The sequence below is a fragment of the Streptomyces sp. WMMB 322 genome (assembly GCF_900090145.1).
Lineage (GTDB): Bacteria > Actinomycetota > Actinomycetes > Streptomycetales > Streptomycetaceae > Streptomyces.
Genome location: NZ_FMHI01000025.1, coordinates 17,680 through 32,937 on the forward strand (window position 1 = coordinate 17,680; position 15,258 = coordinate 32,937).

The window sequence follows — 15,258 nt, forward strand, 5'->3', positions numbered from 1 at the left end:
GAACTGGAGGCATGTGTGCAGTCGTCGCAAGCGAGCGACCCCGCTCGGTTCCCGGAGACCGGGCAGGTGCTCCCGGCGCGCACTCTCCGGCAGGAGACGCTGCTCGTGCTGGCCCTGTCGCTCGGTGCGAGCGCCGTCTCCGCGCTGATCAGTTTCGTCGGCTCGCTGACCGCCTCCGGAGCACTCGCCGACCAGGCGGCACGGCTGAACACCTCGCGTGCTCCCGACCGGCCGTGGCTGGACCTGGCCTGGCAGGTCTTCGGGATCGCCACGGCGCTCGTTCCGGTGGCGCTGGTGGCCCATCTCCTCACGCGCGAGAGCCGGTGGCACCTTTCGGGTCGACAGGGCCAAGGGGGAGGTCTGCGCTCCATCGGGTTCGACCGGACCAGGCCCGGATTCGACCTGGGACGCGGCGCGGTGCTCGCCGCAGCCATCGGCGGCAGCGGACTGGCCCTCTACCTGGCGGCGGTGCAGGCGGGCTTCAACCTGACCGTGGTGCCCGAGTCGCTGCCGCACGTGTGGTGGCGCATCCCGGTGCTCATCGCCTCCGCGGTGCAGAACGCCGTGGTGGAGGAGGTGATCGTCGTCGGCTACCTGCTCCGCAGGCTCGGCCAGCTCGACTTCTCACCGTGGGCCGCCCTGGCGGTCAGCTCGGTGCTGCGCGGCTCGTACCACCTCTACCAGGGCATCGGCGGGCTGCTCGGCAACATGGCCATGGGGGTCGTCTTCGTGCTGCTGTACCGGCGTTGGGGGCGTGTGGGCCCGCTCGTGGTGGCGCACGCGCTGATCGACATCGTGGCCTTCGCCGGTTACGCGCTCTTCGCGGGCAAGGTGGACTGGCTGCCCACCCCCTGACCGCCGCCGTGCGCCGGCGGGACCGTCACCAGCCTGCACACAGCCGGGCGTCGAGGACGGTGACCGCGGTCCCCGTCAGCTCGGTGCGATCACCCCGCAGCGTCGTACGGACCAGACCGGTGCGCGCGGAGCACTGGAGGCCCGTCAGCGAGTCCCGTCCGAGCCGCGCGGACCACAGAGGGGCCAGTGCCGTGTGGGCGCTGCCGGTGACCGGGTCCTCGGCGATGCCGACGGAGGGGGCGAACATCCGCGAGACGTAGTCGTATGCGTGGCCGTTCCCGTGACCGGCGCCGTCCCGGCCGTCCGCGACGGCGGTGACGATCACGCCTCTGTGCGGGAGGCGGCGCAGCGCGGCGCTGTCGGGGGTGAGGGCGCGCAGGGCGGCTTCGTCCGCCACTTCGACGAGGAGATCACCGAGCGGCCCCGTGTCGTGCACGGACACCGGTCCGGTGCCGAGTGCGGCGGCGAGCCCCGGGGGCGGCTGGGCCGGGGTCAGCGGGGCCGTGGGGAAGTCCAGCGTGATCACGCCGCCGGCGTCGGTGGCGGCGGTGAGTACGCCGCTGCGGGTTCGGAAGCGCACGGTGCCGGAGGCGATGCCGTCGCAGTGCAGGACGTGGGCCGTGGCCAGGGTGGCGTGACCGCACAGATCGACCTCCGCGGCCGGGGTGAACCAGCGGAGCGCCCAGTCGGCCTCCGCGTCGCCGGAGAGAGGGTGGGCGAAGGCGGTCTCCGAGAGGTTCATCTCGCCCGCGACGTCCTGCATGCGTTCTTCCGCCGGGAAGGCCTCCTCGTCCAGCAGCACCACCGCGGCGGGATTCCCGCGGTAGGGGCGGTCGGTGAAGGCGTCGACTGTACGGATCCTCATGAGCCGGGACGTTAGACGAGGGGGCGCGAGGCGTGCGACGGCCAATGCGGCGGAGGTGGACCGCTACAGGTCCTGGCCGGACCGTGCCACAAGCATCGCCGTGCGAGCATCGGCGATATATCGTTGAGCCATCACGACAAGTCAAAGGTCTGTCGAGTGCAAGTTGCGGAAAGGATGGCGTCATGCGTAACGACGAACAGCGGTCCGGCGGCCGGGGTCGTGGACGCGGCCCCGGACACTGCGGCCCGGCAGGGTTCGGCGGCCCGTCCGAGCGCCGCGCGTTCGGTGCCTTCGGTCCGCCCTTCGGCGACGGTCCGCCGTTCGGGCCGAGAGGGCGCGGCAGGGGAGGGCCGCGCGGCCGTGCACGCCGTGGTGATGTGCGGGCCTCGATCCTGGCGCTCCTCAAGGACCGCCCCATGCACGGCTACGAGATGATCCAGGAGATCGCCGAGCGCAGCGGCGGTGCGTGGAAGCCGAGCCCCGGCTCGGTGTACCCGACGCTTCAACTGCTGGAGGACGAGGGGCTCATCAGCAGCGCCAGCGAGGGCGGCAAGAACCTCTTCTCCCTCACCGGCGCCGGCCGTGACGAAGCCGACGCCGGCCCGGAGGCCCCCTGGGAGGAGGCCGGGCGCGGCATCGACTGGGAGGCCATGAACGAGGTGCGCAAGGCAGGCGGTGCCCTGGTCAGCGCCTTCCAGCAGGTCTGGGCGAACGGTACGCCCGAGCAGCGTGACAAGGCGATCGGCGTCGTCAACGACGCCCGCAAGAAGCTCTACCTGATCCTCGCCGAAGAGGAGTGACCGCGAGGGGCGGGGGCGGCGCGTGGCCCGAGGCCGTGCGCGGCCCCTGTCACTCCGGGAGTTCCGCCCCCGGCAGCAGCGGCCGGACGTCGAGTTCGCCTGCGCCGCACACCTCGCCCAGCTTCCATGCGGCGGTCCTGGCGGTGCGCTGGTCCGGAGGGATGACGCGCACCGCCTTCGGCTCGGGACACCTGCCGTCGTCGGGGTCCCCCTCGCCGGGCACGACCGTCCAGTGCAGCCGGGCGGATGCGTGCCCGCCGGGGGAGAGGGTGATCTGGCGAGAGGGCACGGAGCGGTCCCGCACCACCTCTGTGGGGATCTTGCCGCCGTTCTCGCCGGTCAGCTGGAGTCCCGGCCAGCCTTGTGTACGGCAGGCGGCCGACGAGGAGTTGGTGAGGACGAGGGCGGCGTAACGGTTGCCCGCTGCGGGCTGTCCCGGTCGCAGCGAGACCGACAGCGCATCCGTCCCGCACCAGCGCGGGCGGTCCGCTCCGCCGTCGGAGCCGCCGGTGCGCTCCCCGTCGCCCTCCGGCGCGTTCCGCGCTCCTGGGGCTCCCGTCGGGTCCCCGGAGGAGCCGGGTGTACGGGACGAGGCGGGGGAGCCGGAGTCCGTGCCGTCCACGGAAGCCGGTGAGTTGGAGGCAGAGGCGGCGGACCCTGTGCATCCGCTGACGGTCACAGTGGCACCCAGGGCGAGCGCGGCGAGAGCGGAGCGTGCATGGTGAACGGCCATGGGAATCTCCAAGTGCTGCCGTATGGGGGGCTGTTGGAGTACAAGACGCGACCTTCCGGGCATTCGGTTCCCTCCTGCCCTCCCCTGAGGCCCTTCAAGCGGCGCTCCTCCTCAGGGAGGAGGTGTGCGGCGGCATGCCCCTCCCGGCGGGGTACGTGCATATGCCCCACGGGGGGATGTGCGGATGAATGTGTGTGTGATGTGGTGGTCTCGTGGACACCGTTGCAGCCCAGGTGCTTGCCGGCAGGACGGCGGGCCCGGCGATCGAGGACAGGCTGAGCGATCAGCTGGCAGCCGTCGTCGCGACCGCGCGCCGACGGGCCTCGCGGGGTGGCGACCGGGACGTGGACACCGCACACCTTCTGCACAGTCTTCTCGAGTCGGACCCTGTCGTGCGGGCGTTCCTCGGCGGCGGTGGGTCGCTGACGGCGAAGCTGCTCGGCTACCTCGCACAGCGCAGCATCGGATACGGACTGCGCTGGCGGCGCTCGGCCGAGGCGACCGGTGCCGCGGACGCCGGCCCGGGAGCCGGAGCCGGTGCGGGTGCGCTGCCGGGGTGGTCGCCGGCCGCCGCCATGGCGATGGAGGTGGCGCTCGACCGCGTCAGGGCGCGGGAAGCCCGCCGTGCGGAGGGCGTCGACCTCTTCGCGGGGATCGTGGCCGACCCGGAGTGCCGTGCGGCAGAGGTGCTGCGTACTGCCGGAGTGGACGTGCGCGGACTTGCCAGGGGTGTCGGTCGCGGAATGGCGGAGGGCTGAAGACCCCGGCGAATGTCAGGGGTATCCGGGGTGACACTCCTGTCGATCGTTGACATGATGTGCGCATGCGGGAAACGACGCGGCCGGGTCCGTCCGTGCGGGGAGGAAGCCTCGGCCTGACCCTGGCCCTCGTCTCCGCCTTCGCTTTCGGCGGTTCGGGGCCCGCCGCCAAACCTCTCATCGAAGCCGGACTCGAACCCCTGCAGGTGACCTGGCTCCGGGCCGCAGGCGCGGCCTGCGTCATGCTGCCCCTCGCCTGGCGTCACCGCGGACTGCTGCGTGAACGCCCCGGGCTGGTCCTGGGGTTCGGGCTGCTTGCCGTCGCCGGCGTCCAGGCGTGCTACTTCGCCGCGCTCTCCCGCATCCCGGTCGGCGTCGCACTGCTCATCGAATACCTCGCACCCGCCCTGGTGCTGGGGTGGGTGCGCTTCGTACAGCGGCGCCCCGTCAGCCGGGCCGCCGGCGTGGGCGTCGTACTCGCCGTGGGCGGCCTGGCCTGCGTGGTGCGTGTCTGGTCCGGTCTGACGCTCGACCTCGTCGGGTTGCTGCTGGCGCTGGGTGCGGCCTGCTGTCAGGTCGGGTACTTCGTGCTCTCCGACCACGGCAGCGACGGCTCCGACGGCCGCGGGCCCTCCGATCCGATCGGCGTGATCGCCTTCGGGCTGCTCATCGGCGCCCTCGTGCTGACCGTTCCGGCGAGGCCGTGGGCGCTGGACTGGCACGTCCTGGGCGGGCAGGCCTCCATGGACGGGACGGCGGTGCCCGCGCCCGTGCTGCTGGGATGGATCGTCCTTGTGGCGACGGTTGCCGCGTACCTGACGGGAGTCGTCTCGATCCGCAGGCTCTCCCCGCAGGTCGCGGGCGTCGTGGCCTGTCTCGAGGCCGTCATCGCGACCGTGCTCGCCTGGGTGTTCCTCGGCGAACACCTCGCCGCCGTACAGCTCGTGGGCGGTGCGGTGGTACTGGTCGGTGCCCTCATCGCGCAGAGTTCGGCGCCCAGACGGCAGCAGGAGGAGCCGGTCGCCTCCGGAGGGGCGGCGGGCGGAGCCGGCGTGGACGGTGCCCTGCCGGACGACGCCCACGCCTGAACCGTTCCGGTCCGCCGCCGCGCCCTCACCGCGAAGTGGCCGTCTCTCACCGGCCGTTGAGGTAGCCGGGCAGTGGCGTGCCCGGAGTCAGGTCCTCCGCGGGAACAGGGGTGCCGTAGACGCGGCTGACGGGTACGACGCCGCTCCAGTGGGGCAGCGCGACGTCCTCCGCGTCGTCGGACGGTCCGCCCTGACGGACCTTGACGGAGACCTCTGCAAGATCGAGGCGCAGGACCGCGGTGGCGGCCAGTTCCCTGGCGTCGGCGCGGCGGGAGTCGGCCGCGCGCCCGGGGACCACGCCGTCGACCAGGGCGTCCAGGGCGGCGGTGAGTTCGTCGCCCTCGGGAACCCGGTACGCGGTCCCGTGGACCATCACCGAGCGGTAGTTGAGCGAGTGGTGGAAGGCGGAACGGGCCAGAACGAGCCCGTCGAGGCGGGTGACGGTGAGGCAGACCGGCAGTCCCTCCTCGGCGCTGCCCGCCCGCAGCGGCCGCGAGCCGGTGGACCCGTGCACGTAGACGCGCTCGCCCTTCCGGGCGTACAGCGTGGGCAGGACGACTGGCGCGCCGTCACGCACGAACCCCAGGTGGCAGATGTAGTCCTCGTCGAGGATCGAGTGCACCAACTCGCGGTCGTAGGAGGCGCGTTCACGGTGCCGCGTGGGGACGGTGCGCTCCGTGCGGATGTAGGAGCCGGCGGAGGGGGCGGGGGAAGGGACAGTGGACGCCAAGGAGCTCTCCCTTGCATTTCAATTTGCACTAGTGCAAAATCTAATTTGTGCTAGGAGAATACCGGATAGAGGGACGGCGCGCAGCGGAGATTGCGGCGAGCGTGGAGAAAGGGGTGCGGACCGGCGGTCTCGCCGCGGGCCGGCCCCTCCCGCCCATGCGGGAGTTGGCGCAGCAGCTCGGGGTCAACGCGAACACCGTGGCGGCCGCTTACCGGAGCCTGCGTGAACGCGGAGTCATCGAGACGGCCGGACGCCGCGGCAGCCGCGTACGCGAACGGCCGCCCGGAGCAGCGCGGGAGGCCATCCGTCCCGAAGTGCCCGAAGGATGCACGGACATCTCCACGGGCAACCCCGACACCGCGCTGCTGCCGCCGCTGCACGCGGCCCTCGCGTCGGCCGCCGACAACGCCTCGCGCAGCGCCGTCCTCTACGGCGCCCCCGCCGTCAGCGAACCGCTCGCCGCCGAGGCACGCCGGCTGCTGGACGAGGACGGGGTTCCCGACGGGCCGGTGGCGCTGACGTCGGGCGCGCTCGACGCCATCGAGCGGGTGCTCGCGGCGCATCTGCGCACCGGAGACGCCGTAGCCGTCGAGGATCCGGGCTGGGGGAGTCTGCTCGACCTGATCCCCGCCCTCGGACTGAAGACCCTGCCCGTGGCGGTCGACGACGAAGGCCCGCTGCCCGAGGAGGCCGCACGCGCGCTGCGAGGGGGCGCCCGCGCCCTCGTCGTCACGGCCCGTGCGCAGAACCCGACGGGCGCAGCGGTGACCCCCGCCCGCGCCCGCCGTCTGCGCGAGGTGCTCGCCGGCCACCCCGGGACGCTCCTCATCGAGGACGACCACGGGCACGGCATCGTCGAGGAACCGCTCAACACCCTCACGGGCAGCACCGATTGCTGGGCGCTGGTGAGATCCACGGCCAAGGCCTACGGGCCCGACCTGCGGCTGGCAGTCGTCACCGGCGACGCCGTAACCCTCGACCGCGTGCGCGGCCGCCAGCTCCTCGGCCCCGGCTGGGTCAGCCGACTGCTCCAGGACGCCGTACTGTATCTCTGGCAGACACGGGCCGTCGATGTGGCCGCGGTGGCCCGCTCCTACGGGCAGCGCCGCAACGCGCTCGTGCGGGCGCTTGAGGCGCGCGGCGTCGAGGCGCACGGGCGCAGCGGCATGAATGTGTGGGTGCCGGTGCCCGACGAGACGGGGGCCGTCGCACGCCTGCTGCACTCGGGCTGGGCCGTGGCCCCGGGGGCGCGCTTCCGGCTCGCGTCCCCGCCCGGCGTGCGCCTGACGGTCTCCCCGCTGCGAGCCGAGGACGCCGGCCGGCTCGCCGACGCGGTCGCCGCCGCCCTCCGTCCCGCCGCGGCCCGGCGCTACGACTGACGTCCCGCTGCCGCCGGGCCTTCCGGGCGCGGGTGTTGCCGCATCCCCCGCGGCCGCAGGTCCCACCCCGGACCTGCGGCCGCGGGGGAGCTTTCACCGGACGCCGCGGCCTGAGACGTGACGGTCCGGACGGCGGCACCGGGCCGCGGCTGGCAGGCATTTGCGGCGACGGTGCCGGCGGAACCTCAGCCCTCGGCGAGGTGGATGTTGCCGCCCTTCACGGAGACCTTCGCGGGAGGAAGCGGCTTCGTCGCGGGGCCGCCCTTGACGCTGCCGTCGGAGATGTCGAACCTGCTGTCGTGGCAGGGGCAGATGATGGTTCCGCCCTTCACCTCCGAGACGGAGCAGCCCTTGTGCGTGCATGTCGCGGAGAAGGCCTTGTACTCCGAGCCGCTCGGCCTGGTCACCACGACCTTCTGCTCCTTGAAGACCTTGCCGCCGCCCTCCGGGATGTCGGCGGCCTTGCCGAGTTCGCCGTTCGAGGCCCCGCCGCCCTCCTGGCTGCCGCCGTCGCCTCCGGCGTTCTCCTCGCTGCCCGAACCCTCGCTGCCGCCCGAGCCGCAGGCGGCGAGCGTGACGGCGGCCGAGGCGGCGCCCGCGGCGGCGAGCACGGACCTGCGGGTGGTCGATGCTGTCATGGGGAACTTCCTGTTCTCTCGGATGCTGCACGCATTTGCCTTTGCTTACCTCTGCCCTGGGAATCCTGCACAGGCGCTCGTCAGCTGCGAAGGGCTTTGTCAAGAAAAAGCAATTGCGTCCGGAGCAGCCGTTCGGCCGTCGAGGGGTCGCTTACGATGTGCGACTGCCCCGGCAGCGGCAGCACCGAGTGTTCCCGTCCGGCCGCCAGCAGCGCCGCCGACATGCGCAGGGTGTGTGCGAATGCGACGTTGTCGTCCGCGGTTCCGTGCACCAGCAGGAGCGGACGCCGCAGCAGATGTGCCTCCTTGCTCAGCGTGCAGCGGTCGTAGTGCTCCGGGTGCCGGTCCGGGTGCCCGAGGAAGCGCTCCTTCCAGTGCGTGTCGTACAGGCGGGGGTCGATGGCAGGGGCGCCCGCGACCGCCGCGTGGAAGACGTCCGGGCGTCGCAGCACGGCCGCCGTGGCCAGGGCGCCGCCGAAGGACCAGCCCTGGATGCCCACCCGGTCCAGGTCGAGGAACGGACGGGTCGCTGCGGCGGTGTGCAGCGCGTCGACCTGATCCTCGAGTACTGGTGTGAACTGGTCGCCCCGGATTGCCTTCTCCCAGGACGGACCGCGCCCGGGTGTGCCCCGGCCGTCGGTCACCAGGACCGCGTATCCGTGTTCCGCGAACCACTGCGCGACCAGCGCCGGCCAGATGCGGGCCCGCACCACGAGTCTCATCCCCGGTCCGCCGTAGGGGGCGACCAGCACCGGAAGCGGTGGGGCGTCCGGATCCCGGTGCTCGTACCAGCCCGGCAGGAACAGGGCGCTGCGCAGCCGCCGTTGCCCGAGCGTCAGCATTTCCGGCTGCGGCCGGATCAGCGGTTCCTCGGTGAGGGAGGAGATCGAGCCGGCGGCGACGCCTTCACGCAGAAGCGTCACGCGCGGCCCGTCGGGGGTGACGCTCTCGAGCACCACTGTGCCGCCGCGCAGCACCGCGGAGTGCAGGCCTGCACCCTCGCTGACCCGGACACGTCCGTCGTCGGGGGACCAGGACCACACATGAGTCTCCAGCGGATCCTCGCCCGCGGCGAAGAGCACCGTCTCCCCGTCGGTGCCCAGCACCTGGGAGACCTGCAGTCCCGGGGGCGTCACCACCTGCTCACCGACGCGCAGACGCCGCGTGTCCCCGTCCTCGTACGGCAGGACCAGCGCTCCCGACGCGGTCCGGCAGTACGCGCCCGGCAGCAACTCGACCCAGTGCTCGTCGTGCTGCCGTGCGAGCACGCGCGTCGCTCCGCTTTGCTCGTCGACCCCGAGGGTCAGCAGGGTGCACTGGTCGCGGCTCTGCACCGTGACGAGCGGGCCGTGCACGTCCCAGCCCGCAGCCACGACGTACTCGAACGCCTGCCGGTCCCAGTCCACTTCGGTGCGCGTGCCGTCGAGGCGCACCAGGTGGAGCGAGACATCGGCGTTGGCGGTCCCGGCCCGCGGGTAGTACTGGACCCGCGGCGGGAGCTCCGGGTCGGAAGGGTCGCCGAGGTACCGGCGGCGCACCTGTGCGTTGTCCACACGGGCGACGAGCAGAGCGCTGCTGTCGGGAGCCCACCAGTACCCGCGGCCGCGCCCAAGGGACTCGGCCGAGACGTGGTCGGTCAGGCCGAAGGCGACCGTTGCCTCCTCACCCGCTGCCGGTCCCGCCACACGACGGTCGCCCGTGCCGTCCGCCGCCATGACGTGCACGGCGCCGCCCGTGACGTACGCGATGAGGCGGCCGTCGGGGGAGGGGCGGGGGTCGGTGACCGGCCCGGCGGCCGGCAGCCGGAACGGCTCGCCGCGTCGCGTTCGCACGGCCCACGGCGTGCCGCCGAGTGCGAAGACGGCCAGCTCCGCGGCGTCGTCGGCCGCGTATCCCGTGATGCCCGTGGACAGATCGCGCTCCCTCTCCCTGCGTGACGCCTCCTCGGTCGTGGGAGATTCCGCACCGGGCGCGGCATGCTCCAGCGTCGCGGGGTCGGCGAGGGCGCGTTCCGCGCCGGCGTCCCGTATCCACAGTCCGCCAGAGGGGTCGCTGCCGCTGCGCGTGCGCAGGAACAGCGCGCGCTCTCCGTCCGGTGAGAGCGTCACATTGCGCACGGTCCCGAGGGAGAAGCGCCGGGTGCGGGCGAACTGACGGGGGAAGGCCGCCAGGGCCTCCGCCTCCGGCGGGGACGCGTGGGCGGCTGTGCCGGGAGTGCCGGGAATACCGGGAGAAGTCATGGGCGCACGATGCCACCGCCCCGGCCGCGGAGGCACCGGAATATCGGCGGGACGCGGCGCAGTGGACGGCTAGCCTGAGCGGATGCTGCGTGAAGTCACCGCCACCCGCTACGTCACCCCGCTTCGGGAGGGCGGCTCGCTCCCGGGGATCGTGGAGGCGGACGATCTCGGTACGTACGTCATGAAGTTCACCGGCGCCGGGCAGGGCCGCAAGACGCTGGTGGCCGAGGTCATCGCGGGGCGGCTGGCACAGCTGCTCGGACTGCGGGTGCCCGAGCTGGTGGGCATCCGGCTGGATCCGGTGATCGGCCTGAGCGAGCCGGACGAGGAGGTCCAGGACCTGCTGAAGGCCAGCGGCGGCCTCAACCTCGGCATGGACTTCCTTCCCGGGGCACTGGGCCTGGACCCGCTGGCCTTCGCCGTGAGTGCGGCGGAGGCCGGCCGGGTGGTGTGGTTCGACGCGCTGGTGGGCAACGTCGACCGGTCCTGGCGCAACCCGAACCTGCTCGTGTGGCACGGCGAGATGTGGCTCATCGACCACGGCGCGACGCTGGTCTGGCATCACAACTGGCCCTCGGCGCAGGCCGGTTCCTCTCGCTCCTCCCGCTCCTTCGGCGTTTCAGGGCCCTACGACGCCTCCGACCACGTGCTCGCCCCGTTCGGCCCGGACCTGGCCTCGGCTGCGGAGGATCTGGCCCCCCGGGTGACCGGTGAGCTCCTCGCCGAGTGCGCTGCCGCGGTCCCCGACGAATGGCTCACCGACGAGCCGGGGTTCGCGGGGCCCGACGAGCTGCGTGACGCGTACGTCAGGACGCTCTCGGCACGCGTTTCCGGGCTGCACGAGCGGATCACGATCGGCGAACCGAGCAGGGACGGTCCCTCGCGCGCGCCGGGCTGGCTGACCGGCGCGACGCCGCCCGTACGGCGCGGCGAGGGGAGCGCACAGCGGTGAGCGGTGGGAGCGGAGGGAGCGGAGGGAGCGGCGGCAGCGTAGGAAAGGCCGCCGGACGCGAGGTGTTCGAGTACGCGCTGCTGCGTGTGGTGCCGCGAGTGGAGCGCGGGGAGATGATCAACGCGGGGGTGGTCGTCTACTGCCGCGCCCGGTCGCTAGTCGTGGCCCGCACTCATCTTGACGAGGCGAGGCTGCGTGCCCTCGATCCCGGCGCCGACCTGGAAGGCGTGCGTGCTGCGCTGCGCGCCGCGGAGGGCCTGTGCCACGGAGGGGACGCCGCCGGGCAGGCCGCGCGCGAGGCGCCCGGCACGCGCTTCCGCTGGCTCGTGGCTCCCCGCAGCACGGTGGTGCAGCCGGGCCCGGTGCACACGGGGCTGACCAGTGATCCGGAGGCGGAGGCCGAGCGGCTGCTGGAGCTGCTGGTGCGCTGAATCTCATGTCCACGGGCACCCGTTGACAGCGGGTTGCGGGACTCATAGCGTCACGGCCACAGGTACTAAGCGGTTGCTCACCACTCATCAGGGCGAGGAGAAAACAGCATGTCCACCACCGACCAGCGCGTCGCGATCGTCACCGGTGCGGCGCGGGGCATCGGCGCGGCCACCGCGGTACGGCTCGCGGCGGAGGGCCGCGCCGTAGCCGTGCTCGACCTCGACGAGTCGGCCTGCAAGGAGACCGTCGAGAAGATCACAGCCGACGGCGGCAAGGCGATCGCCGTGGGCTGCGACGTCTCCGACTCCGCGCAGGTGGAGACCGCCGTCGCGCGGGTTGCGGACGAACTCGGGCCGCCCACCGTGCTCGTGAACAACGCGGGCGTGCTGAGGGACAATCTGTTGTTCAAGATGAGCGACTCCGACTGGGACACGGTCATGAACGTGCACCTGCGCGGAGCGTTCCTGATGTCCCGTGCCTGCCAGAAGCACATGGTCGACGCCGGGTTCGGGCGGATCGTGAACCTCTCCTCCTCCTCGGCGCTCGGCAACCGCGGCCAGGTCAACTACGCCGCGGCCAAGGCAGGCATGCAGGGCTTCACCAAGACACTCGCCAAGGAGCTCGGCAAGTTCGGCATCACCGCCAACTCCGTCGCACCCGGCTTCATCGTCACCGACATGACGGCTGCCACCGCGGAGCGCGTCGGCATGGGCTTCGAGGACTTCCAGGCCGCCGCCGCCTCGCAGATTCCCGTGCAGCGCGTCGGCCGGCCCGAGGACATCGCCAACGCCATCGCCTTCTTCGCCGGTGAACAGGCCGGCTTCGTCTCCGGTCAGGTGCTGTACGTGGCCGGCGGCCCGCTCAACTGACCGGAGGGTCACAGAACATGGCACAGCAGGACGCAGTACCGCAGGACAGCGGCGAGGTCGCGATCGTCACCGGCGGCAGCCGGGGCATCGGCTACGGCGTCGCCGAGGCGCTGATCGCCCGGGGGCACCGCGTGTGCATCACGGGCCGCAACGAGGACGCCCTCAAGGAGGCCGTCGCCGCTCTCGGTCCGCAGCGCGCGATGTACGTCGCGGGCAAGGCGCACGACGAGGAGCACCGGCGCACCGCAGTCGAGCAGGTCATGGAGGCCTGGGGCCGGGTCGACCACCTCGTCAACAACGCCGGCACGAATCCGGTCTTCGGCCCGATCGCGGAGCTGGACCTCGCAGTGGCCCGCAAGGTCTTCGAGACCAACGTGGTCTCCGCCCTCGGCTTCGCCCAGTCCACCTGGGCGGCATGGCAGCGGGACCACGGCGGGACGATCGTCAACATCGCCTCCATTGCCGGAATGTCGGCCTCGCCCTTCATCGGGGCCTACGGAATGAGCAAGGCAGCGATGATCAATCTCACACAGCAGCTGGCGCACGAGTTCGCGCCGACGGTGCGGGTCAACGCCATCGCGCCCGCGGTCGTGAAGACGAAGTTCGCCGCGGCCCTCTACGAGGGGCGCGAGGAGGAGGCCGCCGCGCGTTATCCGATGAACAGGCTGGGAGCGCCGGAGGACATCGGGGGCGCCGCCGCCTTCCTCACCTCCGGGGAATCGGCGTGGATCACCGGCCAGACGCTCGTCCTCGACGGCGGGCTCGCGCTCAACGCAGGAGTGGAGTAGCGGCTTCCTGCGCGTGCACACCTCTCCTCCGGGAGAATCCGGGTGCCGGTCCGTCGTCGGACCGGCACCCGCAGTCATCGGAATGACGCACGTCTCGTTGGTAATTGACGAATGGTTGACCAGTGCATGTTCCCGGAGTCGGATGCTGAGGTAGGGTCTCTTTCGCCTATCGGCCAGCGGCTCCGCGTAGGGCGCGCCCGTACCTCCGTACGAAGGCGTGGAGACAGCGCAAGCGACGCATCGACCGGCCGGCGGCAATTCCCTTTTGCAACTGCATCGGCAGTATTGGCCCACGCCGACTGAGGAGCGCGCAGGTGTTCGACCGGAACGGACCTCTGAAGGTCGCAGCGATCGTTGTCATATCAACGTCCATGGTCGCCGGGTGCAGTTCGATGTCGGGGGGCAGCAGCGAGGAGAAGCGCCGCGAGGTCGTCGCTGGGACCACCAGTGCTCCCAGCACACTCGACCCGGCAGCGGCCTGGGACGGGTCGTGGGAGCTCTACAAGAACGTCTTCCAGACCCTGCTGTCCTTCCCCAGCAGCTCCTCCTCTCCGGAACCCGACGCCGCCAAGCGCTGCGGATTCACCGACTCCGCGAGCCGCGTCTACCGGTGCACCCTCAAGGACGGTCTGAAGTTCTCCAACGGGAATCCGCTCGACTCCCGCGCTGTGAAGCATTCCGTGGACCGTGTCATGGCGATCAAGGCGAAGTCGGGACCGCTCGGCCTGATGGGGAGCCTGGAGCGGACGGAAACTCCGGACAAGCGCACCGTCGTCTTCCACCTGAAGAAGTCCGACGCCACTTTCCCCTTCATCCTCGCCACCCCGGCGATGGCGATCGTCGACCCGGAGAGCTACCCCGCGAAGAAGCTGCGCAAGGGCAGCAAGCTGGTGGGGTCCGGTCCGTACTCGCTGAAGTCCTACAGCAAGGGCAAGAGGGCCGAGCTGACCAAGTACAACGGTTACCGCGGTCCCGCGAAGCCCAAGAACGACGTCGTCACCATCGAATACTTCCAGGACTCGAAGAAGATGGTGGCCGCGCTCAAGGACAAGAAGATCGATGTCGCATACCGGGGACTGACGCCGGATCAGGTCACCGGTTTCCGCAAGGCGCAGGCGAACGGCAACCAGGAAATCGAGCTGACCGAGCTCCTGGGCGCCGAGATCAGCTACCTGGTCTTCAACCCCAAGGACCGCATGGCCGGAAACCCCGCCGTGCGCAAGGCCGTCGCTGAGCTGGTCGACCGCAAGGCACTGGTGCGCAACGTCTACCACCGCACGGCCGACCCGCTGTACTCCATGGTCCCCGGCGGTATCACCGGCCACACCGCCGCCTACTACGACCGCTACGGCGAGCCCGACCGGGCAAAGGCGAAGCAGACGCTCACCGAGGCCGGCATCACCAAGAAGGTGCCGTTGAAGCTGTGGTACACCACGGACCGCTACGGTTCGACGACGGGCGAGACGTTCGCCGAACTCAAGCGCCAGCTCAACAAGTCCGGGCTCTTCGACGTGAGCGTCCAGGGGCGCCCCTGGTCCGAGTTCGTCGAGGGGTACAGCAAGGGCAAGTACCCTGTCTTCGGCCGCGGTTGGTTCCCCGACTTCCCGGACGCCGACAACTACGTGGCGCCGTTCGTGGGCAAGAACAACGCGCTCGCCACGCCCTACGACAATCCCGAGATCACCGACGAGCTGCTTCCCAAGTCGCGCAAGGAGAGCAACCGCGCGACCGCGAGCCGCGACTTCACCCGCGCACAGAAGATCATCGCGAAGGACGCGAGGCTGCTTCCGCTGTGGCAGGGCCGGGTGTACGTGGCCTCGCGCAAGGACGTGGCAGGCGTCGAATGGGTGCTCGACCCCTCCACGCTGCCGCGCCTGTGGGAGCTGCACAAGAAGTCCAGCTGGTAGACAGGCGCCGGGCCGCGAGCCGCACGGCCGCCCGACCGGCGCGCCTCCCGGCGTCTTCCGGCGCACCTCCCGGCTCTTCTCGCGGTCTTCCGGCGGTGGGCGGCCCGCCGGGCCCGCCGGCTCCGCCGGGCCGCACCGGGGCAGCTGCGCGGAGGACCGCGGAGGACCGCGGCAGACGGTTCCGGGGACCGGCTGTCGGCGGCACCCGATAGTTTCGTGGCGTC

General features: G+C 71.6%; 15 protein-coding genes. 10 read left to right on the forward strand and 5 right to left on the reverse strand.

Going from position 1 to position 15,258, the window contains the following annotated elements:
- The first annotated feature begins 66 nt into the window (after positions 1-66).
- Entirely contained in the window at positions 67-855 is a 789-nt protein-coding gene (locus H180DRAFT_RS27670; RefSeq protein ID WP_055488897.1) for a CPBP family intramembrane glutamic endopeptidase, read from the forward strand.
- Between the two features lie 25 nt (positions 856-880).
- On the opposite strand, the gene H180DRAFT_RS27675 is transcribed toward H180DRAFT_RS27670, so the two are convergent.
- Positions 881-1,720: a PhzF family phenazine biosynthesis protein gene (locus H180DRAFT_RS27675; protein WP_055488898.1), complete on the reverse strand. Its 840-nt coding sequence runs from the start codon at positions 1,718-1,720 to the stop codon at positions 881-883.
- A 182-nt stretch (positions 1,721-1,902) separates the two neighbouring features.
- Here H180DRAFT_RS27675 and H180DRAFT_RS27680 point away from each other — a divergent pair, with 182 nt between their 5' ends.
- A complete protein-coding gene (locus tag H180DRAFT_RS27680) occupies positions 1,903-2,520 on the forward strand; it encodes a PadR family transcriptional regulator (RefSeq protein ID WP_074467043.1) in 618 nt (205 codons plus the stop codon).
- A 49-nt stretch (positions 2,521-2,569) separates the two neighbouring features.
- Here the strand turns inward: H180DRAFT_RS27680 and H180DRAFT_RS27685 are convergent, their stop codons facing one another.
- A complete protein-coding gene (locus H180DRAFT_RS27685) occupies positions 2,570-3,253 on the reverse strand; it encodes a DUF4232 domain-containing protein (RefSeq protein ID WP_055488900.1) in 684 nt (227 codons plus the stop codon).
- A 212-nt stretch (positions 3,254-3,465) separates the two neighbouring features.
- Here H180DRAFT_RS27685 and H180DRAFT_RS27690 point away from each other — a divergent pair, with 212 nt between their 5' ends.
- Positions 3,466-4,011 (forward strand): Clp protease N-terminal domain-containing protein, encoded by a 546-nt coding sequence (locus H180DRAFT_RS27690; protein ID WP_254666214.1) that lies wholly within the window; start codon positions 3,466-3,468, stop codon positions 4,009-4,011.
- 65 nt (positions 4,012-4,076) lie between these two features.
- Complete coding sequence (locus H180DRAFT_RS27695) at positions 4,077-5,099, forward strand: EamA family transporter (RefSeq protein WP_055488901.1); 1,023 nt, start codon at positions 4,077-4,079, stop codon at positions 5,097-5,099.
- 46 nt (positions 5,100-5,145) lie between these two features.
- Here the strand turns inward: H180DRAFT_RS27695 and H180DRAFT_RS27700 are convergent, their stop codons facing one another.
- Positions 5,146-5,829 (reverse strand): pyridoxamine 5'-phosphate oxidase family protein, encoded by a 684-nt coding sequence (locus H180DRAFT_RS27700; protein ID WP_055488902.1) that lies wholly within the window; start codon positions 5,827-5,829, stop codon positions 5,146-5,148.
- A gap of 47 nt (positions 5,830-5,876) precedes the next feature.
- On the opposite strand from H180DRAFT_RS27700, the gene H180DRAFT_RS27705 reads away from it, so the two are divergent.
- The gene (locus H180DRAFT_RS27705; RefSeq protein WP_055488903.1) at positions 5,877-7,208 is read left to right on the forward strand and encodes an aminotransferase class I/II-fold pyridoxal phosphate-dependent enzyme; all 1,332 of its coding nucleotides are present in this window, start codon (positions 5,877-5,879) and stop codon (positions 7,206-7,208) included.
- A gap of 185 nt (positions 7,209-7,393) precedes the next feature.
- Here H180DRAFT_RS27705 and H180DRAFT_RS27710 read toward each other — a convergent pair whose 3' ends face one another.
- Complete coding sequence (locus H180DRAFT_RS27710; protein ID WP_055488904.1) at positions 7,394-7,846, reverse strand: Rieske (2Fe-2S) protein; 453 nt, start codon at positions 7,844-7,846, stop codon at positions 7,394-7,396.
- A gap of 80 nt (positions 7,847-7,926) precedes the next feature.
- Positions 7,927-10,086 carry a S9 family peptidase gene (locus H180DRAFT_RS27715; RefSeq protein WP_079100462.1) on the reverse strand — a complete coding sequence of 720 codons (2,160 nt, stop codon included), beginning with the start codon at positions 10,084-10,086 and terminating at the stop codon, positions 7,927-7,929.
- Positions 10,087-10,168: 82 nt separating this feature from the next.
- On the opposite strand from H180DRAFT_RS27715, the gene H180DRAFT_RS27720 reads away from it, so the two are divergent.
- The 5 genes from H180DRAFT_RS27720 (at position 10,169) to H180DRAFT_RS27740 (ending at position 15,034) form a co-directional block, all read left to right on the forward strand.
- A complete protein-coding gene (locus H180DRAFT_RS27720; protein WP_055488905.1) occupies positions 10,169-11,038 on the forward strand; it encodes a HipA family kinase in 870 nt (289 codons plus the stop codon).
- Positions 11,035-11,469: a DUF3037 domain-containing protein gene (locus H180DRAFT_RS27725; protein ID WP_055488906.1), complete on the forward strand. Its 435-nt coding sequence runs from the start codon at positions 11,035-11,037 to the stop codon at positions 11,467-11,469. Before H180DRAFT_RS27720 ends, H180DRAFT_RS27725 begins: the two co-directional genes overlap by 4 nt.
- Before the next feature lie 108 nt (positions 11,470-11,577).
- Positions 11,578-12,339 (forward strand): 3-oxoacyl-ACP reductase FabG, encoded by a 762-nt coding sequence (gene fabG, locus H180DRAFT_RS27730; RefSeq protein WP_055488907.1) that lies wholly within the window; start codon positions 11,578-11,580, stop codon positions 12,337-12,339.
- A gap of 17 nt (positions 12,340-12,356) precedes the next feature.
- Positions 12,357-13,127 carry an SDR family oxidoreductase gene (locus H180DRAFT_RS27735; protein ID WP_055488908.1) on the forward strand — a complete coding sequence of 257 codons (771 nt, stop codon included), beginning with the start codon at positions 12,357-12,359 and terminating at the stop codon, positions 13,125-13,127.
- Between the two features lie 314 nt (positions 13,128-13,441).
- Positions 13,442-15,034 carry an ABC transporter substrate-binding protein gene (locus H180DRAFT_RS27740; RefSeq protein WP_055488909.1) on the forward strand — a complete coding sequence of 531 codons (1,593 nt, stop codon included), beginning with the start codon at positions 13,442-13,444 and terminating at the stop codon, positions 15,032-15,034.
- Positions 15,035-15,258 lie beyond the last annotated feature (224 nt).